Origin of the sequence: Shewanella sp. YQ_9 (assembly GCF_043103185.1) — a bacterium.
Taxonomy (GTDB): domain Bacteria; phylum Pseudomonadota; class Gammaproteobacteria; order Enterobacterales; family Shewanellaceae; genus Shewanella; species Shewanella algae.
The window spans coordinates 41,677-66,104 of record NZ_JBICJO010000033.1 but is presented as its reverse complement, the minus strand read 5'-3'; the positions used below and the strand labels follow the sequence as shown (position 1 = coordinate 66,104).

The 24,428-nt window shown below is 55.3% G+C and carries 20 protein-coding genes; 2 read left to right on the top strand and 18 right to left on the bottom strand.

Going from position 1 to position 24,428, the window contains the following annotated elements:
- Nucleotides 1–7: 7 nt before the first annotated feature.
- Nucleotides 8–856, top strand: a complete 849-nt coding sequence (locus ACF8D4_RS09700) for a hypothetical protein (protein WP_037466902.1) — start codon at nucleotides 8–10, stop codon at nucleotides 854–856.
- A 6-nt stretch (nucleotides 857–862) separates the two neighbouring features.
- Here ACF8D4_RS09700 and ACF8D4_RS09695 read toward each other — a convergent pair whose 3' ends face one another.
- From ACF8D4_RS09695 to ACF8D4_RS09610, 18 genes are all read right to left on the bottom strand, one after another.
- Nucleotides 863–1,324 (bottom strand): hypothetical protein, encoded by a 462-nt coding sequence (locus tag ACF8D4_RS09695; protein WP_025887169.1) that lies wholly within the window; start codon nucleotides 1,322–1,324, stop codon nucleotides 863–865.
- A 132-nt stretch (nucleotides 1,325–1,456) separates the two neighbouring features.
- Nucleotides 1,457–1,807: a VF530 family DNA-binding protein gene (locus ACF8D4_RS09690; RefSeq protein ID WP_044734725.1), complete on the bottom strand. Its 351-nt coding sequence runs from the start codon at nucleotides 1,805–1,807 to the stop codon at nucleotides 1,457–1,459.
- Nucleotides 1,808–1,979: 172 nt separating this feature from the next.
- Complete coding sequence (locus ACF8D4_RS09685; protein ID WP_028780784.1) at nucleotides 1,980–4,352, bottom strand: S8 family serine peptidase; 2,373 nt, start codon at nucleotides 4,350–4,352, stop codon at nucleotides 1,980–1,982.
- 544 nt (nucleotides 4,353–4,896) lie between these two features.
- Entirely contained in the window at nucleotides 4,897–5,217 is a 321-nt protein-coding gene (locus tag ACF8D4_RS09680) for a rhodanese-like domain-containing protein (protein WP_223828987.1), read from the bottom strand.
- Between the two features lie 76 nt (nucleotides 5,218–5,293).
- Complete coding sequence (locus ACF8D4_RS09675) at nucleotides 5,294–5,506, bottom strand: DUF2892 domain-containing protein (RefSeq protein ID WP_025011137.1); 213 nt, start codon at nucleotides 5,504–5,506, stop codon at nucleotides 5,294–5,296.
- A 1-nt stretch (nucleotide 5,507) separates the two neighbouring features.
- Entirely contained in the window at nucleotides 5,508–8,753 is a 3,246-nt protein-coding gene (locus tag ACF8D4_RS09670) for an efflux RND transporter permease subunit (RefSeq protein ID WP_392468645.1), read from the bottom strand.
- A gap of 9 nt (nucleotides 8,754–8,762) precedes the next feature.
- Nucleotides 8,763–9,788 carry an efflux RND transporter periplasmic adaptor subunit gene (locus tag ACF8D4_RS09665; RefSeq protein WP_146508763.1) on the bottom strand — a complete coding sequence of 342 codons (1,026 nt, stop codon included), beginning with the start codon at nucleotides 9,786–9,788 and terminating at the stop codon, nucleotides 8,763–8,765.
- 225 nt (nucleotides 9,789–10,013) lie between these two features.
- Complete coding sequence (locus ACF8D4_RS09660; RefSeq protein ID WP_025887174.1) at nucleotides 10,014–10,730, bottom strand: SIMPL domain-containing protein; 717 nt, start codon at nucleotides 10,728–10,730, stop codon at nucleotides 10,014–10,016.
- Nucleotides 10,731–10,950: 220 nt separating this feature from the next.
- Nucleotides 10,951–12,294: an OmpP1/FadL family transporter gene (locus tag ACF8D4_RS09655; RefSeq protein WP_107005401.1), complete on the bottom strand. Its 1,344-nt coding sequence runs from the start codon at nucleotides 12,292–12,294 to the stop codon at nucleotides 10,951–10,953.
- 362 nt (nucleotides 12,295–12,656) lie between these two features.
- Nucleotides 12,657–14,108: a sodium/proline symporter PutP gene (putP, locus tag ACF8D4_RS09650; protein WP_044734719.1), complete on the bottom strand. Its 1,452-nt coding sequence runs from the start codon at nucleotides 14,106–14,108 to the stop codon at nucleotides 12,657–12,659.
- A gap of 148 nt (nucleotides 14,109–14,256) precedes the next feature.
- On the bottom strand, nucleotides 14,257–14,961 hold the full coding sequence (locus tag ACF8D4_RS09645) for a DUF3379 domain-containing protein (protein ID WP_025011134.1): 705 nt from the start codon (nucleotides 14,959–14,961) through the stop codon (nucleotides 14,257–14,259).
- On the bottom strand, nucleotides 14,954–15,517 hold the full coding sequence (locus tag ACF8D4_RS09640; RefSeq protein WP_025011133.1) for a sigma-70 family RNA polymerase sigma factor: 564 nt from the start codon (nucleotides 15,515–15,517) through the stop codon (nucleotides 14,954–14,956). The genes ACF8D4_RS09645 and ACF8D4_RS09640 overlap by 8 nt, the downstream gene beginning before the upstream one ends.
- A 297-nt stretch (nucleotides 15,518–15,814) precedes the next feature.
- Complete coding sequence (locus ACF8D4_RS09635; protein ID WP_392468641.1) at nucleotides 15,815–17,434, bottom strand: BatD family protein; 1,620 nt, start codon at nucleotides 17,432–17,434, stop codon at nucleotides 15,815–15,817.
- The gene (locus ACF8D4_RS09630; protein ID WP_392468638.1) at nucleotides 17,428–19,494 is read right to left on the bottom strand and encodes a VWA domain-containing protein; all 2,067 of its coding nucleotides are present in this window, start codon (nucleotides 19,492–19,494) and stop codon (nucleotides 17,428–17,430) included. The genes ACF8D4_RS09635 and ACF8D4_RS09630 overlap by 7 nt, the downstream gene beginning before the upstream one ends.
- On the bottom strand, nucleotides 19,491–20,480 hold the full coding sequence (locus tag ACF8D4_RS09625; RefSeq protein WP_392468636.1) for a vWA domain-containing protein: 990 nt from the start codon (nucleotides 20,478–20,480) through the stop codon (nucleotides 19,491–19,493). The genes ACF8D4_RS09630 and ACF8D4_RS09625 overlap by 4 nt, the downstream gene beginning before the upstream one ends.
- Nucleotides 20,474–20,977 carry a DUF4381 domain-containing protein gene (locus ACF8D4_RS09620; protein WP_392468634.1) on the bottom strand — a complete coding sequence of 168 codons (504 nt, stop codon included), beginning with the start codon at nucleotides 20,975–20,977 and terminating at the stop codon, nucleotides 20,474–20,476. Before ACF8D4_RS09620 ends, ACF8D4_RS09625 begins: the two co-directional genes overlap by 7 nt.
- Nucleotides 20,974–21,918 (bottom strand): DUF58 domain-containing protein, encoded by a 945-nt coding sequence (locus ACF8D4_RS09615; protein WP_100145615.1) that lies wholly within the window; start codon nucleotides 21,916–21,918, stop codon nucleotides 20,974–20,976. The genes ACF8D4_RS09620 and ACF8D4_RS09615 overlap by 4 nt, the downstream gene beginning before the upstream one ends.
- Nucleotides 21,918–22,874 carry a MoxR family ATPase gene (locus ACF8D4_RS09610; RefSeq protein ID WP_028780795.1) on the bottom strand — a complete coding sequence of 319 codons (957 nt, stop codon included), beginning with the start codon at nucleotides 22,872–22,874 and terminating at the stop codon, nucleotides 21,918–21,920. The genes ACF8D4_RS09615 and ACF8D4_RS09610 overlap by 1 nt, the downstream gene beginning before the upstream one ends.
- A 243-nt stretch (nucleotides 22,875–23,117) precedes the next feature.
- Between ACF8D4_RS09610 and fadI the strand changes: the two genes are divergently transcribed.
- A complete protein-coding gene (gene fadI, locus ACF8D4_RS09605) occupies nucleotides 23,118–24,428 on the top strand; it encodes an acetyl-CoA C-acyltransferase FadI (protein WP_044734713.1) in 1,311 nt (436 codons plus the stop codon).

Below are 24,428 nucleotides of genomic sequence, written 5' to 3'. Positions count from 1 at the left end.
GGCAAAGATGAAGTCACCGGGGAAAGCATCAACCCAAGTTGGTTTATTGAGTGTGTCTTCCCTGGGGCTTTTGCTGCTTGCAGCCCCAATCCTTGCCCAAGAGTCCCCCGGCCACGCCCGGCCGCCGGACAACTCCCACTATGCTTTTGGCAGCTATCTGGGCAGCGGGGTCTATCGCGCGTCCGAACAGGATGCTACCGTCATCAGCTTACCGCTGGACTTTACGCTGGAGCAGAGTGAGGACTCGGAGTTCTTGCTGCGCCTGCCCATCTCTGTAGGCTTTTTCAACTATAGCCTTGAAGATGCCGGTGAGTTCGAATTGCCTTCCAGTGTTGGTACCCTGACCGTGACCCCAGGCTTTGAAAAGCGTTGGCGTCTGGATGAAAACTGGCGCATGGAGGCCTATGGCGATCTCGGTTTTGGCAGTAATTTCGACCAAGGCGGTAATGTCGCCATCATGGCAGCCGGCATCAGTGGCTTACGTCATTTTGAGCTGTGGCAGGCAGATTCTCTGTGGGTGACCCGACTGAAATTTGCCGCCTACAGTGAACGGGCGTTCAGCATCAGCCAGAGCTTTTCCGTATTGCAAACCGGAGTGGATATCGGCTTGCCTTATCACTGGTCCTGGCAGGGGTTACAGATGCAGCCCAGGGTGTTTGCTTTGGGTTATTGGTATTTTGACCAGTTACAGTTTGCCGGCGATCTCAACCAGGATACCTTGGTGTCCGGCAGTGTTGAGCTGGGGGCCACCCTGGCCCTTGCCAAGCCAGTGCTTGGCATAGACAGATTGGGGATCAGTTACCGTAGTGGTGATGGGCTGGAGATCTGGCGCCTGGTGTTCAGCATGCCCATCTGAGCGGCATCAGCCCTCAGTGGCGGCGTTCTTGTCCTGGCGGGCTTTCTCGTTGAGCAGGGCGACCAACTGACCACTGACGGCGGCAATCTGATCCTGCAGCAACTTACGCTCTATCTCGGCCGCTTCAGAATCATCACCATTCAGTTGCTGTAGCTGCTGCTGCAACTCCTTGAGCTTGTCCTGCAGCTCTTTAATCTTCTTGTCAATTTCAGACATATCCGAGGTATCTTCCTCGGCGGCTTTCTGCGCTTCTGAGGTTTGCTCCGAATTGTTCCTATACAGCTGACCACCTATATCATCCGCCAGTGCTTTGCGACCGGCAGAAGAGATATTCACTTTATCCTGGCTGTCCGAACTTGTGGCAGCGCTTTCCTTGGCTGCGTCTTTGTCGGCCACTGTGACTTCACTCAGGTTGCGGGGACCGGTTCCCTGAGTGGCGATTTGACCTAAGCCTGCAATGTTCATCATTAAACTCCTTGGCGGCATCTGTTCGTGCTGATAGTCGATAACGACTTATCGGCTGCAAGGGGAAGAACTTTAGCAGCTTTAAGGCAAAATTGGTTAAAAATATAGCGGGTTGCGTGTTGTATCAGTATCTGCCTAGTCGCTCTTTTTACCCCAGATATGGGCATTGGTTTGAGGCTTGTCGGCACAGGTTTGTTTGGCTGGCTTTTGCCTTGTGGCCGGGGTTGAACTGCCCAGCAGGTGAGGCGGAATGGGCAAGCCCTTGCTGGTCAGATAGAGGCGTTCCAGTTTTTCCCTGGCCCATTGGGTCTTTCGCAAAAAGGTCAGGCTCGATTTAATGCTGGGATCATGGCTGAAGCAGCGCACTTTTATCCTTTGTGCCAGGCCATCAAAGCCGTACTGCTCCACCATCTCTGTGAGTATCGCCTTGAGGGTCAAGCCGTGCAGGGGATCTTTGTTGGCTTGAGGGGAATCGGAAGCTGTCATGAATGGGCCTTGGTAGCTGGTGTTATAAAAGCGGCGCCAGTATAACCGAGAAACTTTTCAAATGCCTTGCAAAAAGGTTGAAAAAGTCGCGTCAAACTGTCCGGCAGCTCTTCAGCCAAGGGAAACCATAGAGATAGGAAAAAGGGGCCGTAGCGGCCCCTTGAAAGAGAGATTATTTAAAGTGCAGTGACCAGCTGTCGATGTAGCCTACGTCACGGCGACCCGAGTCGACGGCCTTGAGCAGCCAGGTACCACTGGACTCGACACCTGTCATATCGACCGAATAGCTCTGGTTGATATTGTCGGTGCCTTTGCCTGTGTTGTCGTGCAGCACGGCAATCTGGCCATTGGGGCTGTGCAGTTCAACCTGCAGATCGCCAATGTAAGGGTGCACTATGCTGACATCTACAGTGACCACACCCGAATCACCGCTGCGGCTGACGCTGATGGGGCTGGTAATGCCTGTGCTGTTGTTGTCGGGAATATTGGCATTATCACCATTGGTGTAGCTCGCTGCGCCGCCACCTGGATTGGTGCTGCTTGAGCCTGTGTAGCTAGCCACCAGGCTGGCACCGCTGAAGCTGCTGTAACCGCGAACCATCACATAGTAAGTACCGGCTTGAGGGCTGTTGACCGAACAGCTTTCAGTGTTGCCGCCTTTCCAGGGGCGACAATCAAAGCTGCTGGTGGTTGGAGCCGCGCCGTACTGCATGTAAAGGTCGGCATCACCTGTGCCGCCACTCAGGTTGAAGCTGAGGTTGGAAGCGCCGGCAGGCACATCGAGGAAGAAGTGCAGTTCATCGTCTTTGGCACCACTAAGGTTGTTGACTGCCACACCGTTTTCCAACTGACCATCGCTTGGTGTGCCGGGATCGCTCGGGCCATTACAGGAGGCATCCAGATATTCCTTGGCAGCCACGGCATTGACCAGACCATAGCCGGTGCGATCGTCACGACCGGGGACATCCAGATCTTCGGCGGTGGCTTTCAGCGCCTGACGCACCTGGGCGGCACTACACTCAGTGTGATAGCTCCATACCAGAGTTGCGACGCCGGATACGTGTGGCGTCGCCATGGAAGTACCGTTGTAGTACTCATAGTCTTCGCCAGTGGTGTTGGATACGCTGGCCTGCTGACCGATTTGGTTACGCAGCGCCAGACCGGTTTCACGGTCTACAGACACAGAAGCCTTGGTCAATTCAGTGTTTGAGTCCACCAGGAAGGGGTTTTGCAGTCCGGGCAGATCGCTGTTGGAGTAGACAATAGTCGCTGCCGCACCGGCGTTGTTACAGGCGCGAACCGCATTGATCTCGGGATAACCGGCACCTTGGTTTTCCAAACGCTGCACCAAACAGACTTTGCCCGTCATGTTGCCGCAGTTGTAGTTGCCGCCGCTGGTGTCACACTCGGCCAGTTCGCCGCTGGCACTGGCGCTGATGGGCGAGGGCACATAGTTGCTTCCCGATGGTACAAAGCGGTTGTGAGGCACCACCCCTTCGGCAAACAGCGACTGACCGGCAATGACAATATCAGCCAGACGTCCTTCGCCGCGAGTCACGGTTGAGAGGATTGCTTCACCCGGGCCGGAGATTTCGACCTGATTGGTGTACTGGGAGAAGGCCGAATGGTCTTTGTTGCTGTCGACCGAGGCCACCGACATTACCGCATCATAGGAAGCCGGGTAGCTGTGGGTGTTGTTGCCATCGTTACCGGCCGCAGCAATCAAGAGCACGCCATTGTTAAAGTGGTTGGTCATGGCATTGCGCTCAGTGGTGCTGGATCCTGAGCCACCCAGGCTCATGGTGACCACATTGGCGCCATTGTCGACACAGGTATCCACGGCGGATACCAGTGAAGAGGAGTAACCCCAACCTGACTCGTTGAATACCTTGATCACATGGATATTGGCGTTCTGATTCGGCATCACCCCAACCACGCCTTCATTGTTGGCGATGGCGGCTATGGTGCCGGCAACGTGGGTTCCGTGGGCATTGTTATTGCCCGGCTCGAACCAGTTTCCGGTGCCCGAGTTGTTGGTACCTGTGACATTGTTGCCACTGAGATCCTGGTGAGCACGATCATAGCCGGAGTCTATGATACATATGGTGCGATTACCGCTGAGGTTATCGGCCAACTGAGTCGCGCCGACATAGGTTTGACCCCAGGGCGTGGTTTCACTCAATAAGCGGCGGGGCATATCTTCTTCGACATACTCCACATCGGTGCGGGCACGCAGCGCCTTGAGTCCGGGGTTATCCAACTTGACGCTGTAGCTGTGGCTGCGACCAATGCGCTTCATTTCGCGAGCCTTAACGCCGTTAAGCGCTCTGTGCTGGCCGAATACCTGATTCAGTTCGCTTTGGCCACTCATGGTTTGCAGGCCGTTGTTGTCCTTGAACTTAACGATATAGCGCTTGGGCAGGGGCGACTGCTGTGACAGATCATTGGCTTGAGGCTTGAAAGGTGCGCCATGAACACCGGCAGAGACTGCCAGGGCCAGCATGGACAGACTCAGGGCCAGCTGTTTATTTGTTATTTTTTTCATACTTGTCTTCCGTGTAACAGATCTTGGTTTATTGTCCTCGGGCACTTCAGCATTCACTGAAATGACCCATTTGCAATCTACCGCTATGAAAAAGTCATGTAAAACAAATGTTAACAGCATGGCGTTCCATTTCGGCTTGATTGTATTTCACTTTTTGTGAATAAAAATTCACTATAGGTGTTTGCTGTTACTAAATGTATCAGTGGCGGGTGCATGAAATTTTGCCGGGTTTGAATAAGACTCTATGTGGGGTTTGATTGATCCCTGAGATACGTGAAAGATGTAATTGATTGATTTATAAATTTAATGATATCTCTTATTCTAATTTGACATAAGTAATTATTATGAAGAATAATCGTTGCGAAAAGGAGACTTTAGTATGGGGTAAAGGCGACTTTTTGACTGAGTGTGCAAATTTGACACTTGCACGTCATCTTGGTTTTTGGCTTTTTGTTAATTATTTGTGCTGATCACTTAGTAAAAAGGCCCACTTGAGTGGGCCCGGTTGCATGAGTGGCGCAGTACTTAATGGTTATCTGGTCAGCTAGTTGCCGGCGCTGGCCTTGAGGCTATCATAGCCGCCACCATTGTAGACTTCCTGATAACCGGCTTTTTCCAGCGACTCTTTGGCAATACCTGAGCGGCGACCGCTACGGCAGTAAACAACTACCGGGGTGTCCTTGGCAATGCCCTGTTTGGCAAAGGCTTCGGCTATCTGTTCAAAGGGGATATTAACCGCCTCTGGCAGATGTCCCTCTGCATATTCCTCCGGGGTTCTGACATCCACCAGCATGGCGCCCTGGGCGACCTTGGTCAGTGCCACCTCGGGAACCATCTGCTCGGCGCGAACGCTGAGGCTCAGCAGTACAGCAAACAGCAGAGTGGTCAGCCACAGGAATTGGCGCTGGGTACGGGTTATTATCTTCACTTGCATTCCTTATTCAGTGGGCCTTGGCCTGTTCAGCCTCCGTTTTCATACCGAATTTACGCATCAGCATGCTGGCAGGACAAAAGCCGGTAAAAGCACTCTGAAACAGGTTAGCGCCAACAAACAGAGTTAGCCATACAAAATTGTGATGGACAGTGGCGGTTAACAGTAATGACAACATCACCATAAATCCGGCAAAGGCCATAGTGGCACGTTCTACAGACATTTTAAGCTCCTTTGGCCGCCTGGGCCTGGTTGATCACTGAGTCGATGCGCTTGCGCATCAGGGCATAGTAAAGTACAGGGATCACCACCAGCGTCAGCAGGGTGGAGATCAGGATCCCGAAGATAAGACTGATGGCCAGACCGTTGAAGATCGGGTCATCCAGAATAAACATGGCGCCAATCATGGCTGCCAGGGCGGTAAGCATAATAGGTTTGGCCCGCACGGCGCCCGAGTGAATGACCGCCTGTTCAAATGGCACTCCGGCAGCGGTTTCCTGGTTGATAAAGTCCACCAGGAGTATGGAGTTACGCACTATGATCCCCGCCAGCGCTATCATGCCTATCATGGAGGTGGCGGTGAACTGGGCGCCGAGCAAGGCGTGTCCCGGCATGACCCCGATAATGGTCAAGGGGATAGGCGCCATAATGATCAGCGGTACCAGATAGGAACGGAAGTGGGCCACCACCAGGAGATAAATGGCAATCATGCCGACCCCATAGGCCAGGCCCATATCACGGAAGGTTTCATAGGTGATCTTCCACTCGCCATCCCAGAGTACGCTGATGGCATCCAGACCATCGGGTTGGCTGAAATAATGCTGGTTGAAGCCAAGGCCACCTTCTGAGTCGATATCCGCCGCCATTTCAAACATGCCGTACAGTGGGCTGTCGAGCGGCCCGGCCATGTCGGCAATCACCATGATCATCGGGATCATATTCTTGTGAATGATGGGTGCGTCTATCTGCCCCTTGCGGATTGTCACCAATTCGGCCACGGGCACAGTGCCGCCATGGAGGCTGTCGAGGCGCAGGTTAAGCACTGAAGTCAAATCCAGTTTGTCGGCCTCCGGCAGTTCCAGGCGAATTGGCACAGGGCGTTTCTGCATTGGTTTATGCAGCACATTGATATCCTTGCCGCCGACAGCGGTGGCCACCAGATCCACTATGTTGGCGTAGGGCACGCCCAGCAGACTGGCCTTGCTGCGATCGATAAGCACCTGCCATTTCTGTTGTGCCGCCGGCAGGAAGATATCGATATCCACCACATCTTCGGTCGCATGGAACAGGGACTGCAGCTCTCTGGCCGCCTGCTGGCGAATATCCTGGCTGGGACCATAGACCTCGGCCACAATCGGCGACCACACAGGTGGGCCGGGGGGCACTTCCACTACTTTGACATTGGCGTTGAAGCCTTGGGCGATTTGCTGCAGCGGGCCACGTACTGCCAGGGCTATGCTGTGGCTGTCTCTGTCCCTGTGCTGTTTATCACTGAGATTGACCTGAATATCGCCAAGCTCCTGACTGTTGCGGACAAAGTAATGCCTGACCAGGCCGTTGAAGTTGATCGGGGCATGGGTGCCGGCATAGAGCTGCAGATGCTGCACTTCGGGTACAGTCACCAGATAATCGGATAAGGCCTTGAGGACTTTTTCCGTCTGCTCCACCGGCGTGCCTTCCGGCATATCCACCATCACCTGGAATTCGCTCTTGTTGTCGAAGGGCAACATCTTGAGCACCACCAACTGGCCGATGGGTAGGGCCACGGCCATTCCAATCAGCACAAACACGCCGGCGGCCATGCCTAGTCGGGCCTTGCGGCTCTCGAGGAATGGCTTGATAAGCCGGGTAAACAGCCTGAGCATCACAGGGCTGGCATTGTCGCTGTGCCCCTCGCCACCCTTGTGTCTGAGCAGTTTGTGGCTGAGCCAGGGGGTGACCACAAAGGCCACCGCTAGGGAGATCAACATGCCCATGCTGGCGTTGATGGGAATAGGGCTCATATAGGGGCCCATCAGCCCCGAGACAAATGCCATCGGCAGCAATGCCGCAATAACGGTAAAGGTCGCCAGGATGGTGGGGCCACCCACTTCATCCACGGCGGCGGGAATGAGTTCACTCAGGCTGCGTTTGCCCATGGCCATATGACGGTGGATGTTCTCCACCACGACGATGGCATCGTCCACCAAAATACCTATGGAGAAGATCAGTGCAAACAGGGATACCCGGTTGAGGGTAAACCCCCAGGCCCAGGAGGCGAAAAGGGTGATTGCCAGGGTAATGACAATAGCCACACCCACCACCAGTGCCTCGCGCATTCCCATGGTGAACACCACCAGGATAACCACAGCGGCGGTTGCAAAGATCAACTTGAAGATCAGAGTGTTGGACTTATCTGCCGCCGTTACGCCATAGTTGCGTGACACAGTGACATTGACATTGTCCGGAATAAGCAGGTTACGGCTCTTTTCCACCTTGGCAAGGATAGCATCGGCCACATCCACGGCGTTTTCACCTGGTTGTTTGCCTATGGCTAGGGTCACTGCCGGGAAGACGCCTTTAGCTTCTGCTTCGTCGCTGTGACCGTTCTGATGCCAGGCGCCATAGAGGGGGACATCGGCCTTGAGGCTGATATCGGCAATATCACTGAGGAAGACAGGGGCGGCCTTGCCTTGGCTGTCATTGTGCACCGCGACCACCAGTTGCTGCACATCCTCCAGCGAACGCAGGAACTGGCCGGTCTGCACCTTGATCTCCTGGTTATCCTGCACCAGAGACACAGGCATGGAGACCGCATTGTTGGCGCCCAGCGCCCGGTTGATGGCATCGAAGCTGACACCATAAAAACTCATTTTGGCCGGATTGATGCGCACATTGAGCACCAACTCATGGGATCCCATGGACTCGACATCTCGGGTGCCGGGAATGCGCTTGAGTTCGGTTTCGAGCCCATGGGCCACATGAGTCAGTTGCTGAGCCGAGACACTGGGATCCTCAGACCAGAGAGTCAGGCTGACAATGGGCACATCGTCTATGCCCATGGGTTTTATCAAGGGATCACCCACACCCGCGGCTCTGGGCAGCTTGTCCAGGTTGGAATAGATTTGATTGTAGAGTTTGACTATCGCCTCGTTGCGGGGCACACCCACCTCAAAGATGACGATGATCATCGCGCCATCGGGCTGCGAGAAGGAGTAGAGGGTATCTATGCCTTTTATCTGCGAGATCACCTCTTCTGCCGGCAGGGTAACCAACTGCTCGACTTCGGTCGGTGTGGCACCGGGGAAGGGGATAAACACATCGGCAAAGGTCACATCTATCTGAGGTTCTTCCTCCTTGGGAGTGACCATAATGGCAAACATCCCCAGCAACAAGCCCAGCAAGGCCAGAAGCGGCGTAATGGCACTGAGCTGGAAACTGGCGGCAATGCGGCCGGAGATGCCGGTGTTATTTTCGCTGTGATTAGCCATGAGTTCCCCTTACTTGGCCTGGCGCTGCTCGAGCAGCAACTGATAGGCGTTGGCGGCGACTATGTCTCCGGCTTCGAGTCCTGCCAGTATGGTCACGCCATCGTCACGCACATCACCCAGGCGTACCTGTTGCAGGACAAAGTTGTCGCCGCGCTTGAGGTAGACGGCCGACAGCTCATTGACGCTGTAAAGTGCTTCTTTGGGCAGTACTATCTCCTGGCGCTTTTCTATGGCAAAGCGCACCTTAACGAAACTGCCGGGCAATAGATCGCCTGTGTTGGCCGGTAGTGGCAGTCTCACCTGAAAGGCGCGGCTCTGCTCATCACTGAAACCAAAGACCTTGGGGGTAGTGACGTCAAAACTGCGACCATCGGCTAGGATAACCGTCATCTTTTCTGTGGCTTTGGCGGCCTGAAGAAAACGCTGCGGCAGCTGCATCACCACCCGCATCTCATCGTCGGCAAAACCGGACAGGAGCGGTTGACCGGGAGCGACTGTTTCTCCCTCTTCCACATGCCTGGCCGTGACTATGCCAGCATATGGCGCGCTGACGACTGTGTATTTCAGTGATTCCTTTGCCTGAATGCTCCTCGCTTTGGCGGCGCTGGCCGCTTGGGAGGCTGACTTGGCATTGGCTATGGCCTGATCCATTTGGCCGCGGGAAATCGCGCCCTTGGGAAACAGTTCCTGATAGCGCTTGAGCGTCAGCTGCGCTTCGGTATCCAAGGCTCTGGCTCTGGCGTATTCCGCCTCGGCCGCCGCCAGGGACGCGCCTTGCTCTTCACTGGTGATCTCAAGCAGCGCTGCCCCGGCGGGGACTCGGTCGTTGACATCAAAGTAAAGCTTGAGGATCCGTCCCGAGGTCTGGGCCGACACGGTTGCGGCCTTGACCGCCTCGAGCCTGCCATCCAGGGTCAGCAATTGGGAGTGCTCTGTCTGGCGGACAGTCACTGTGGCCGGCTCGGCTGCCTTAACGGGTTGAATGAGCAGCAGCGCGGGCAGTAACAGGGTCAATACTGGCGTTATTCTGGGCATGGAACTGTTCTCAAAAAAACATCTATGAGAAAATTCTAATGAATAAGGTGGTCGCCTGCAACTATTATTAGAAAAATATGATTAAATAAGAGGTGGCTTGAGTAACTGACTAGACCTTGAATACCCAGGCCAGAATATACACAGCCAAAATACAGATACGAAAACAGGCGGCCTTGGCCACCTGTTTATATTGAAAAATCCGTTTCAGGTTTGCGCTTCAAAAGTTCAGTCGTTGAGATAGTAGGTGAGGGTAGAGACGATTCGCACCTTCTTGATGTAAGGCGTATTACTGTCGCGATCGGAAATGGTGAAGGTGCCCTGGCTGGCTTGTTTGATCTTCCCAAGTACCGAGTCTGAATCTTTGGCAAACTTCTCGGCCACTTCACGGGCATTTTGGGTAGCCTCCTGCACCATGGCCGGCTTGATACTGTTGAGTTCGGTAAACAGGAATTCGGTGCGACTGTCATAGTCCTGACTGGCGATGGCTATGCCTTCTTTGGCCAGGGCCAGCAGCTTGTTACGGCTCTCAAGCAGCAGATCCACCTGGTGAGTATAAAGCGACACTGTCACTCGGGCTGCGTAGCGATACTTAACATTGGGATCGACATAACCCTGGGCTTGCCTGTCTTCTATGGAAGGCAGAGAGACAGAGATTTCACCCTTGTTGAAACCTTGCTGTTCAAGAAAGGCCGTCACTTTATCTGTTTTTTGTTGCACCGTCTGATACAAGGTGTTGAGATCATTATCCACCTCATTGAAGCGAATCGGCCAGATGGCGACGTTGGCCTTGACCTCGCGTTCAGCCAGACCTTTGACCGCCACGGTTCGCTCCATACCTTTCATTGCCAGCAGGCTGTTTCCAATACTGGTGCCAAGCAGCAGTAAACCGGCGCAAATAAAACCCCCAAGCAACAGGGCCGCCAGAGAATAATTTTTACTCATTTCGAAATCCTTTTGTGACATAGGAGAGGTACGAAGTACGCCTTATATCCGGCCCTGTAAGCCAGCCGATGCAGCGCAATTTACACCTTCCATAAGATAACCAAGCCTTGGCGAGAATGCATCTGTAAGCTTGAATGTTGCCTGAACAACTTGCTGTTAATCAACAAAAAAGCCGCCCCGAAGGGCGGCCTTGTCAGCTTAAACTCGTTGGAGCCTTGGCTCAGAATTGATAGCTGTACTGTACTGAGTAGTACACAGCGTTGGAGCGGGTACCGGCAGTGATATAGTTACCGCCGATTGGCTCGAGTGGCGCCAATACGGCACTCTCTTCCAGTACAGTGACATCCTGGCCACGAACAAAGGCAACGCCCATGTCGATGGCAGAGTTGGGGCTCAGCTGGTAGCTGGCACCTGCGGTATACCAGTTACGATCCGAATCCGGGATGGAGATGGAGCTCAGGCTATCCACTACGCCTTTGTCGTGCATGAAACCGGCGCGAACCGTCCACTTGTCGGACACTTGATAGGTGGCTCCTACGCTGAACAGCCAGGAGTCATCCCACTTGTAGTGCTTCAGCGCTGAATCTGGCACTGCTACGGCGCCGCCAATGCTGCCGTCTTTCACTGTGATCTGGTCAAAGTCACCCCAGGTAGACAGCTGCGCTGTGTAGTGCAGGGCAAACTTTTCGGTGATTTGATGGAAACCGGCAATCTGGAAGATGTCTGGCAGTGGAATGGTTATCTTGTCAAATTCAACCATGGCACCAGCCTGAGTGCTGAATGTGCTGATATCACCTTCGGCATCAAACTCAGGACTGATTCGGTAGCTCACGCCCCAGCGGTTGTTCTTGTCCAGCTCAAATACCGCACCAACAATACCACCGATAGCCCAGCCATCGGCGTCAACATTCACCAGATCCGTATGTACCAACTCGCCATTGGGACCCAGCGGCAGGTTGCCGTTACGGGTCAGTTTGCCCTGACCGTAAATTATGTCCAGGCCGGCACCCAGACTCAGGTACTCGTTGACTCGGTAGGAAAGGCTACCGTTGAGGTTGATGGTGGTGACTTCTGTGTTACCCAGGAGGTCCACAGGTGCAACCATCTTGGGTGGCAACCCCGGTGCAGAAGGCAGATCTATCATGTTGTTGGCCAGTGCACTGGTATCTGTACCTGTACCGAAGTTACTGAAAGCAGCAACCCCGAAGGCCCATTTGTCACTCAATGGCTGGATATAGTAGAAGTTGGGGATCACCTTGGCATCGGCGGCATCGTGCTCGCTGCCATAGCTGCTACCCATACCGTTGGCCAGCTTGATGTCTTTAACATCAACATCGATATCGGCGTAGGTCAGGCCCATGGACAGCGCCTTGCTATCAAACAGTGCCATGGCGGCCGGGTTACGGGATAACACGGATGCGTTATCTGCAATCACGGCATCACCGGCAAAGGCACGGCCGATACCTGTGGCTGATTGGCTGTTGAGCTGGAAACCGGCTGCCAGGGTCTGGCCACTGACCAGCGCTACTGAAACCGCGATAAGAGTCTTGTTGAAATACTTCATTATTATCTTCTCTTTTATGTTTGCAGGTTGGCTGTCAGTCTCTAATACCCCACAGACACCCGCTTATTCGTCCAGTGCATCTTATGGACGCCCCATAGCGCCAACAACTCCGACCAGATGTGAAGTTTTGTAATATTTTGGTTAATTTCTGCGAATGTGCTGCGAACGTGCGATGAACTTCAAAATGCAGGCCGAGCCGGAAAAGCAGCAATAGCTGAATAGTGGCTGGTTGAAGATGACAAGCCCGTGTGTTGCTAAGCTGTAAAATCGGGTGAAACAATAAATTACAAACTGGCGGTGCGTTTGGCGTACAAGTGTACGCCAAACGCCAGGGCGGGCAATTGAAAGCTGAATTTACGAGCTTAGAGGCTCTGTTCGAAGCGACTGAATTGTGTCTGTGTAGCCTCGGATGGCGGCGACAAACGGCTCACTACAACCCCGGCCAGGGTGGCCAGAATGAATCCAGGCAATATTTCATAGAGGGCGAAGATACCGCTTTCCAATTGCTTCCAGATGATTACTGTCAAGCCGCCAACTAGGATGGTGGCAATGGCGCCGTTGCGGCTGTAGCCACGCCAAAACAGCGACAGGATCACTACAGGGCCGAAGGCGGCACCGAAACCGGCCCAGGCATAGCTCACCAGACCCAGTACGCTTGCTTCCCGATCCAGGGCAACAACCACTGAGATAATGGCAATGGCCAACACGCCGATACGACCGACCAACATCAGCTCCTTGCTTGAAGCCTCGGGCCTGAGCCACTTACGGTAGAAATCTTCGGTGATCACGCTGGAACACACCAGCAGTTGCGAGTCTATGGTGCTCATGATGGCCGACAAGATAGCGGCGATAAGCAGACCACCAATCCAGGGGTTAAAGGCGACTTGAGTCAAATGGATAAACACAGTTTCCGGATTCTTGAGCGGCTCGTCGGCAAAATAGAGCGCGCCGGCAATGCCAGTCGCCAGGGCGCCGATCAGGGAGACAAACATCCAGCTCATGGCGATGCGGCGCGAAACCGGCAGATCCTTGACACTGTTAATCGCCATAAAGCGCGACAGAATATGGGGCTGTCCAAAGTACCCCAGCCCCCAGGCCAGAGCCGACAGCAGGCCTATCAGGGTCAGCTTATCGCTCCATAACGACAGCATAGCCGGGTCCAGGGCATCCAGGCTCTTGTGACTCTCTGGATGGGTAAACATGCTGACCGGGACTATCAACAGGGCTATCAACATCAAGCAACCCTGGAAGAAGTCTGTCCAGCTGACGGCAAAAAAACCGCCGACAAAGGTATAGGCCACTATCACCGCGGAACCTATCAGCAGCGCCGTCAGGTACTCGAGGCCAAAGACATTGCTGAACAGCACCGCGCCGCCCACCATGCCGGAGGAGGCGTAGAAGGTGAAAAACAGTAATATGGTGACGGCGGAAACCAGTTTCAGGAGGCCACCCTCGTCGTTGAAACGCTTCTCAAAAAAGTCCGGCAGCGTGAGAGCATTGTCAGCCATCTGGGTATAGATCCGCAGGCGTTTGGCCACCAAAAGCCAGTTAAGCCAGGCGCCCAGTAACAGACCTATTCCCATCCAGGCTTCGCCCAGACCGCCGAGATAGACGGCGCCGGGCAAACCCAGCAGCAGCCAACCGGACATGTCGGAGGCGCCGACACTGAGAGCGGTCACGGCCGGGCCCATCTTGCGACCGCCGAGAATATAGTCATCGACCGAATCGGTCGCCTTGTAGGCCCAAAGACCTATCCCCATCATCAGAGCCAAATAGCCCAGAAAAGTTATCATTACCGGGGTTTCAATATGCATGCTGGTTTACACTTTTGTGTTGTTGTTTGGCGCGGATACTAGCAAAAGTTTGCCAAAGCGCCCAATGTTGACAGATTATGTGAGGCAGATCTGACCAGTCCCGGCAAGTGTTCGCCGGGAGATTTGGCAAGCAAAGAACCGCGATACCTTAGATAAAGCTCTGTTTTATTTCTTCTTTAACAGCGTCTAGGTCCTGAGGATATTCGGCTACCAACACCAGGTAAGCTGAGTCGGTTTTTATCGCCTCTCCCCGGTATTCGCTGTCAGCAAAGGCCTCGGCCAGCATCACCCTGTGCTCAGGGGGCACAATAAACACTGTTACCTTGCCTTGTTCACCGGCCAATACCAGGTGAATACTCTCAATTCCCTGAAAATCGCAGAAGGTGCTGTAAAACACCCGTCCCGGTTGGCTGTTGAATCTGGCACTGCCCAACCCCTTGAGCGATGCGAGCTTGGCATTGACCGCCTGATAAGAGATATCGGCATCACTGGTCATGGCGATGGTTTCATGGCGGACATGGGCGAGGGCGTGTTGTCCTAAATCCACCGGCCCCTGGCGCCAGAGACTGAAACTGACTCCGGCAACAAAAGCGACGGAGGCCGCCATCGCCAGCATCCAGCCGGTGCGTTTGCGTTGGGCGTGATGCACGGCCAGCTGCTGTTTCAGTAGCAGTTTTTCGCTCAGATCTTCGGCCACAGGAATTCTGAGCGCCTGACTTATTTTGCCATCGAGAGCCTTGAGTTCGGCGACAAACGCCTGATTGTCCTCGCTCTGGCTGAGGGCCTCGAGAAACTCGGGATCCTGATTATTGGGGTCGCCATAGGCCTGGCGGCGAAACTTCAGCTCATCCATTGGATTGACCTCTGACCTTGGAGTGTTCCAGTGCTTCTTTTAACTGATTTCTGGCCCGAAACAAGCGGGTCATGACAGTATTTCGGTTTAGATCCAGCAATTGGGCAATTTCATCGCCACTGAATCCGGCTATCAGCTGTAATAACAAAGGCTCCCGATACTCGGGTTCCAATTGGGCGATTTGACGCCTGAGCAGATAGTGCTCGGCATGATCTTCCTGGCTCTGGGAACCGGGATCTTGCCAATGCTCTTCGCCGATATCGGCATAATCAAACTGTTTACGCTCAAAGCGGCGGGCATTTTCCCGCCGTAAAATAGTGATTAACCAAGCCTTGGCCGCTTTGTCATCTTTCAAAGAATCCAGCGAGCGCCAAGCCCGGAGAAAAGTTTCCTGGGTGATATCTTCGGCCACATGACGGTCGCCGCAAAGCCAGAAGGCGTAGCGGTAAATATCGGTATGCAACGCCCGGACCAGGCTATCGTAACGTCTTTGTTTATTCAGCATGTCAGAAATGACCGCGTCATCAGACTTTTTCTTTCGCCAGCTATCGAACATTTTCCATGCTTGTTTTATTTTTGTTGCCGCTAAGCTTAATGGCCTTGGGGGCATTCTGGCAAATACCATGAGTGTAAAATCGGTTGCAAGCCTGATTTAGCCTGGATTTCAGCACGCTTGGCGGTAAAAGTGATGGCCGAAATATCGGGATAAGGGTAAACACACTGTTGAAAATGGAGGGAAACAGTTGGTTGAAAAGTCTGCTGTTAAAGGCCTGAGAGGGGAAATGGTAACGGCAGGCGATACCCAGACGGGCACTCAGCCATAGCGAATAGACGCTATGGCTGAAGCAGTCGATTAAGGGTTTAGTGGCGCCAGCACTGAGGCCGCATCGGCGGCGTTGGAGCACTGACTCTTGAAGCGCTCAAAGGCCTGCAGCAGCGCCGGGAAATGCTGACCGGGATCGCCGCCTTGTCTGCCATAGCGGCTGGCCTGAATCTTGGCGACCACGGCGGCCAACTCAGGGGCCAGTTGAGGCAGTTCATCGAGTGTGACGCTATGGCCTGTGATATCACTGAGTTCCTGCTGCAACGCCTTGAACACCTGGCTCAAGTCCCCTTGCTGACAAGCCTGGCTCAATCCCGGCTGGGTTTGGCTTGTTTGAGCTTGCAACACTGTTGCCGGAGCGGTCGGAGCTTGCTGCCTGCGGGCCTTTAGCCACAACACACAGGTGGCCAGCCACAGCGACGCAAACAGGGCCGTCAACCAAGGCCAGAAACCTGCGCTACTGCCGGGCTCCTGCGCAGGTTGGTTGATGGTTGGTTGTGGCATATCGGCGGCGGGGGCCACCTGGATAGTGCGCGCCGGCAGTAGGGCGAACTCCTGCTGTTTCAAATGCGGATTCCACCAAGGCACCTTGATCTCCGGCAGGGTATAGCTCCCCGGCTTCGAGGGCACTATGGCAATGGTCTGGGTCAGTTGCGATACCAGTTGGTTGTCGCGAACGAAGGTCTTGCGCTGCGCCTTTTCCGGATAGCTCTTGAGATTGTCCGGCAAGCTCAGTTTCAGCTCTGGCAGGCTGGTTTCATCGGCATTGGATGCCAGCAGTGTCAGGTTGCGGGTAATAGGGCGACCCACTTCAAAAGTCTGCTTGTCGTCCCATTCCTCTTTGAGCATCACCAGATCCGATATCAGCCAGTCGCCGTGATATTCGGCCGGGATGGGCTTGATGCTGACCAGCATGCTGTCACTCTGGGCTTGCATGGGGCGACTTTCCTGAAAGGCGAACATGCCTCGTCTTGGGGTATCGACCAGCACATCGCCAGAGAAGTTGGCACCGGAAATCGCCAGCTCGCCGGGTTCATCGGCTATGATGCCGTAGCTGCGTTCTATCACCCGAAAACGGCGGCCGTTGACGATTTCACTGCTTTCTTTATCCTCGCCGAGCTGTTTTATCTGGGCGCCGCTGATAGAGGGGGCCGACAACACCCCACGCTGCAGCTCAACGGCCAGAAAGAGTTTTACCTTGTAGGTGAGCAGTTGGCCGACATAGGCCTCCTTGGCCGAGATACTGGTACGCAGGAACAGGTTTTTTTGCGCCTCGGGGCGACTACCTGCCGGCATCACCTTCAATTCGATGGCATCGCTGCTGATGCCATCGATACTCAGGGCCGGAATAGTAACCTGGCCGGTGGTTTTTGGGGCCAGCATCACTTGCCAGCGGGTTTCCTTGCGGGCATCAAAATTGATGATCTGGGTACTGCGACTGACGCTGGTGCGGCCGACGATAAAGTCTTTCAATAGGGCCGAGGTGTCCAGTGCCTGGGCTTCGAGTTCATCATCTGCCACCACGGACAGCATAAAGTACTCGCTCTCGGTCACGGGATTGCGATCGACCGAGGCTTGAAGCTGTGTCAGTGCCAGTGCCTTGAGCGGCAGCAGGCACAGAAGCAATAGAGGAATAAGTCTAGTTACCACTGTTCATTGTCCTTGGGTGTCTCGCCGCGCTGGCGGCGTTTTTGATACTCGAGTTGCATCTTGTTGCGCAGCAAAGTGGCCGGGTCATCCACCAATGCCTTCAGCGCCCGCTCCATTTCAGGGGGCAGGGGCTCGGTGTCCTCGAGTGACGAGGCGGCAACTTGTGCCTTAATCTGTTCATCACTTTGCTCATCGTTTGGCCCTTCTTGTTGCTCGGCAAGGCTCGCCGAGTTAGCCTTGTCGGCATCAGTCTCTGAGCCATCCTGCTTAGCTGCACCGTTTTGACCTGCAGCTGCGCTTGACTCATTTTGCGACTCTTGCTCTTGCGGCAAAGAAGCCTGCATCTCAGGCTCAGAGCCTGCGCCAGTGTTATCCTCGGCATTTTGCGGGTTCTGATCGCCTTTGGCGTCCTTCTCGGCGGCATTGTCAGCATCATTTCGCTGCGAGTCGGCAGTGGAAGGCTCGCTATTCTCTTTGTTAGCGTCTTTATCTGAGCCCTGGTGCGAGTCCTTGCTTGAGCCCTGGTCGGCTTGGCTGTCTTGGCCTTGCTCTTTGTCCTGGTTTTGGCCCTGGCCCTGGCTGTTGTCACCCTGGGCGCTGTCCTGACTGCCCTGACTCTGATCCTTGCCGGACTGAGAATTCTGTTGTTGATCGTGCTGGCTTTGATCCTCTTGTTTATCCTGGCTCTGTTGATCTTGTTGCTGCTCTCGCTGCTTTAGCAAGGATTCCGCCAACGCCTTATTGTCAATGGCATCCTGCATATCGGGCACTTGTGTCAGGGCGTCACTGTAGCGCTTGATGGCTTCTTCATATTGGCCAAGCTGCATCAGGGCATTGCCTTGGTTGTATAAGCCTGTGGTACTGTCATCTTGTTCGAAGGCTTGCAGTGCGCCTTGATAGTCACCGCCGCGGTAGCGGGCGCTGCCTTGCCAGGCCGGGTCAACAAACTTGTCGGCGGCAGTGGCAAAATCCTCTTGCTTGAATGCCTGCATACCCTGCTGATCCCGGGTTTGCCAAAGGTCATCCCAGCCGCTTGCCTGGCTAGGTGGGCTGACAAGCAGGCCAAGACTCAAGGGCAGCACCAGCACCGGCAGCCCGCTGCGAAAGCTCAAGAGCAGCGGCAACAACAGCAAGAATGCCAGATAGGGGCCAAGGTCGACCCAGGTATCGCCGGCAAGATCTGTTTCTGTGGCATCCGAGCTGGTGGCGAGCCACTGCTGCAGCGTTTGCAGATCCTTGCCGTCGTTGCTGTAGGGCACCAAAATGCCGTTCCCGGCACTCGCCAGCTCGCTGAGCATTCCAAAATCGGTGGCTGGTACTACCACTTCATTTCGGCTGTCCTTGAGCAGTTGCCCATCCGGCAGCCTTATCGGTGCACCCTGGGATGAACCTATTGCCAGAATGCCCAAGCGGTAGTGACTGCCCTCAATCGCCTGTTTGGCGGCATTGAGCTGACGGCTGCCGACGCCATCTGTCATCAATATGATATCGCCCTGCAGGTGGCCGCCCTGGCTGAGCAGTTCCTTGGCTTTCTCCAGCGCTGCGGCCAAATTGGAGCCGCGCACTGGCATGATGGCCGGGCTCAAGGTTGGCAATAGATTGAGCAGGGTGTTGCGATCCCGGGTCAAGGGGCTGATGACAAAGGCGTCACCCGCGTAGGCCAGCAGGGCGGTTTCCCCCTCATTGAGTTGCTCCAGCAGATCCGTGGCGCGGAACCTGGCCTGGGTTAAACGGTTGGGGGCGGCGTCTGTGGCATACATGGACAAAGACATATCCATCACCAGCACCCGTCCTGTGCTGCTGGCAAATACCGGCAGGGGTTTCTTGTAAAGAGCCGGGCCGCTTAAGGCCAGTACTGCCACCAACCAGGCCAGACCAAGCCAGGGCAGGCGGTTTCGGCGGCTTTTGCTGCCTTGGGTCAACAGCAGTGGCGCCAGATGCGGCGCAATATAACGATCCCAGTCAGATTGGCCCGCTTGACGGCGACTTTGCAGCACTAACAGCAATGCCAGTGGCAGTAAGGCCCACAGCCATTCGGGACGGATAAAGTGCAAACTCATGATTTCCTCCCCCAAGGCCCTGGCCAGACGCTGAGCAACAGGCTTTGCAGCTGCAATAGTACGCTTAGCGTCAGCGCCAGTCCCAGCGGCCAGTAAAACAGCTCGGATTGCGGCCGGTAACTGAGGGCGTCACGGCTGACGGGCTCCAGCTTGTCGATTTCCTGATAGATCTGCTCCAGTTCTTCGGTATTCCGGGCACGGAAATAGCGCCCCTTGGTGGCATCGCTTATCCGTTGCAGCTGAGCTTCATCCAGATCCATCGAGGGGTTGACCCGCTCACGGCCAAACAGGGTGCGACGCTCCATCACATCGGCGCCCACACCTATGGTGTAGATGGTGATGCCGCGCTTGGCGGCAATAGCGGCGGCCTGATCCGGCACTATGCTGCCGGCATTGTTGGAGCCGTCAGTCAAGAGCACCAACACCCGGTTGCTGTCTTTGACCTTATCGAAGCGTTTTACCGCCAGAGCAATGGCATCACCAATGGCGGTCTGTTTGCCTACCAGGCCGATTTGGGCTTCCTTGAGATACTGAGCCACAGAGCGTCTGTCCTGAGTCAGTGGCGCCTGCAGGTAGGCGGCATCGGCAAACAATATCAGGCCGATACGATCGCCGGCGCGGCGCTCGATAAAGTCGCTGACCACTTTCTGGATCAGGGTGAATCTGTCTACCGCCTTGCCATCGAGCACCATGTCTTCAATTTGCATACTGCCGGAGAGATCCACCGCCAGCATCAGATCCCGCCCCTCGGTGGGCAGCTCTATGGGATCGCCAAGCCACTGTGGCCGGGCGATGGCCAGCAGCAACAGGCACCACAGCAGCCAGAGACTCAAGGGCGCTCTGCGTTTGCTTTGTTGCTGCTCGCGGGCATGGGCATCGACGCCGGGCAGTTGCAGTTGCCCGCCGCTGTTGACGGCGGGGCGATAGGCTAGCAGCAGCGGCAAGGGAATAAGCAGCAGTAACCAGGGCCAATGGAGAGTCAGCATCTTGGCTTGCCTCCCTTGGCAAAGTGTTTGGGCGCGCACTTGAGCCAGCAAACACAAAGCGCCCGCAACTCGGTGGGGGCAGCGCTCGGTTGGCTGCGGTATTGGTTTTCGAGCAAAGAGGCGAAGCGACCACGCTGCTCGGCTGGCAGTGCGTTATCCAGATACTCGGCCCAGGATTTACCGCTGAGTCCGGCCACCTGGGTGCGCTCACCATAGCTGATGGCGGTGCGTTTCAACAATGCGTTCATCTTGGATAGCAGCTCCGGGTCCTGGTCCTGCAGCTGTGTCAGTTCAGTCATGGCGGCTTGAGCCACCGCCTTGTGAGCCTTGGTTGCCTGCAGGCGCCGATAGCCAAAGAATGCCGCGGCGCCAAGCAGTAACAAGGCCAGCAGCATCAGCAGCCAAATACCGGGAGCCGGAGGCCAAAAGGGCACCTCGGCCGGCAGTTGAATATCCTTGAGCGCACTCAGCGCCGGATTGGCTTGATTGGGATTCATCTTAACAGTGTCAATTGTTGATTGAGGCGCCGGCCGGCATCCAGAGTGCGAACCGGGACCTTGAGTTGTTGCATCAGGGTATCAAACTGCGCCAGGTTGGCGCGCTGACGACCGAGCCAGGCATCATAACCGCTGCGATCCAGGATCAGGCTGCGGCCCGACTCCCGTACCGGCAGGGCAAACTGCCGCGGCAGCTCGAGTGTGCCTTGGCGCATGGGATCTGTTACCACAAAGGCCGCCAGCTCGCAGTGGCGTTTGAGTTCCGACAGCGCCTGCTGACATTCGCTGCCAAAACCGTTGCCGTCTGTGATTATCCAGATAAGGGAGCCGGGTTTGGCCAGTCTTGCCAGACGCTGACAGGCCTGGAGCATTAACGCCTGACCATCTTCATGGGGGCTGTCCAGCGCTTCGAGCTGCGACTTGTGTACCGCCACCAGCGCCGATATCAGTGCCAGGATCCCCTGGTTGCGTGCTCTTGGCTTAAGCTCTCTGTGGGCGCTATCGCCCACCACCAGCGCGCCGAGACGGTCGCCCTGCATGATGGCATTCCAGCCCAAGGTCGCTGCCAGATGCGCCGCCTGTACCGACTGCAATAGCAGCTGGGAGCCGAAATAGAGGCTGTGCTTCATATCCACCAACAGCAGAATAGGGCGCTCACGCTCCTCGACAAACAGCTTGGTATGCGCCTTGCCGGTGCGGGCGGTGACCCGCCAGTCTATGGTGCGGACATCATCGCCCTGTTGATAGTGGCGCACTTCGGCAAATTCCATGCCGCGGCCCTTGACCAGGCTGGCTCTGTGACCGGCCATGGCCGCGCGGGCTTTTCCCTGCCGGTCACCCAGAGCGCGGGCGATATTCTGGCAGGCAAGCAGCTCGGCCTCACACAGGTGGAGGCCGTCGGCGAACAGTGGCAGTGAAGAGTCTGTTGCTGCGGCTTTCATCAGGGAACGGCCACCTGATTGAGCACATGGTCAATCACCTGATCGCGGCTGACCCCTTCGGCCTGCGCCTGATAACTCAGCAGCAAACGGTGGCGCAGTACATTGGGCACCACGGCTTGAATATCTTCAGGGGAGACAAAGTCACGTTCATATAACCAGGCACGGGCGCGGGCGCAGCGCTCGATGGATTGGGTCGCCCGCGGGCTGACACCGTATTCCAGCCACTTGGCAAGCTGGTCGCTGTAGCGCTGAGGCTGACGGGTCGCCATCACCAAGTCGACAATATAACGCTCCAGCGGTTCGGCCAGATACAGCTCCAGCGCCTGCTCCCGGGCGAGGAACACTTCCTGCTGGCCTATGGGAGTGACTTTCTCCATGCCGTGGGTCTTGGCTTCGCTGCGGGACAAACGCAGGATCTCAAGCTCAGTGTCTGCCTCCGGGTAATCCAGGTTCAGGTGCATCAGGAAGCGATCAAGCTGGGCTTCCGGCAACGGGTAGGTGCCCTCGTTTTCCAGCGGGTTTTGGGTCGCCATCACTAAAAACAGCGGCGGTAACTTGTAGGAGTGCTTGCCCACTGTCACCTGACCTTCGGCCATGGCTTCCAAAAGGGCCGACTGCACCTTGGCCGGGGCGCGGTTGATTTCATCCGCCAGAATAAGGTTATGAAATATCGGCCCGGCCTCAAATTCAAAGGTCGCGGTTTGGGCGCGATAGATGTCGGTGCCGGTCAAATCGGCCGGCAGCAGGTCCGGGGTAAACTGAATGCGATGAAAGTCGCCCTCAATGCCATCACACAGCGCTTTAACGGCCCGGGTCTTGGCCAGCCCTGGTGGTCCTTCCACTAGCAGGTGGCCATCGGCTATCAGAGCGATAAGCAGGTTTTCGGTCAAAATTGGCTGACCTATGATCACTTGATCCAGATAGGTCCGCAGTGCATGAAATCGACTCAAAGGCATGATGCTACTCGTTTTATTTTAAGGCCCAACTATAGACAGCGCTTATGGTAAAGAATTCCCTGCGCCCTTGGCTAGTGTTAAAAAAACAAACAGGTGTTTAAAACCGGCCAACAAGAAGTTAGAATCAGATCACACTTTTAATGGTCAGACCTGTTTAGGGCAGTACGGGTCTCTTATGGAAAAACAATAAAGCGCAGTGTCAGGGCCATTTTCGGCGTGTGCTGCTTAATAAGAGGGTGACAAATGAGTGACAGACAACAGGTAACCAATGCCAGGGGCGAGCGGATTGCCATAGTGGCTGGTCTGCGTACCCCGTTCGCCAAACAGGCGACGGCGTTTCACGGCGTGTCGGCGCTGGATATGGGCAAGATGGTGGTCAATGAGCTGCTCAGTCGCAGTGAATTGGACCCCAAACTGATTGAACAGCTTGTCTATGGCCAGGTCGTACAGATGCCGGCCGCGCCCAATATTGCCCGTGAAATTGTCCTGGGTACCGGCATGAATTTGCACACAGATGCCTACAGTGTTACCCGTGCCTGTGCCACCAGTTTTCAGTCCACTGTCAATATTGCCGAGTCGATCATGACGGGCAATATCGAAATAGGCATAGCCGGGGGCTCGGATTCCTCCTCTGTGCTGCCTATCGGGGTGTCCCGCAAGTTGGCCCATGCCTTGGTCGATCTCAATAAGGCCCGTACCCTGGGACAGAAGTGGAACATAGTTCGCCGTCTGGGGTTTAAAGATCTCTTGCCAGTGCCGCCTGCGGTGGCCGAATATTCCACCGGCCTGTCCATGGGGCAAACCGCCGAGCAGATGGCCAAGAGCCACGGCATCAGCCGCGCCGATCAGGACGCGCTGGCCCACCGCTCTCATACCCTGGCGAGCCAGAGCTGGAATGAAGGCAAGCTCAAGGATGAAGTCATGGTGGCTCATGTGCCGCCCTACAAGAGTTTTATCGAGCGTGACAACAATATCCGCGACAACTCGTCCCTTGAGTCTTACGCCAAACTCAGACCTGTATTCGACCGCAAGCACGGCAGTGTCACCGCCGCCAACAGTACCCCGCTGACCGATGGCGCCTCGGCGGTGATCCTGATGAGTGAAGGTCGAGCCAAGGCCCTGGGTTACACCCCTATTGGCTATATCAAGAGCTATGCCTTCAGCGCGATAGATGTTTGGCAAGACATGCTGATGGGGCCATCCTACGCCACGCCACTGGCGCTGAAACGCGCCGGTATGCAGCTCGAAGATCTGACCCTGATAGAGATGCACGAAGCCTTTGCCGCCCAGACTTTGGCCAATATGAAGATGTTTGCCTCGAAGAAGTTTGCCGAGGAAAAACTCGGTCAGAGCCGCGCCATTGGTGAAATTGATATGAGCAAGTTCAACGTACTCGGCGGCTCGCTGGCCTATGGTCATCCGTTTGCGGCCACGGGTACTCGCTTGATAACTCAAGTGTGTAATGAACTGAAGCGCCGCGGTGGCGGTACGGGGCTGACAACCGCCTGTGCGGCCGGTGGTCTGGGTGTGGCAATGATAGTGGAAGTGGAGTAA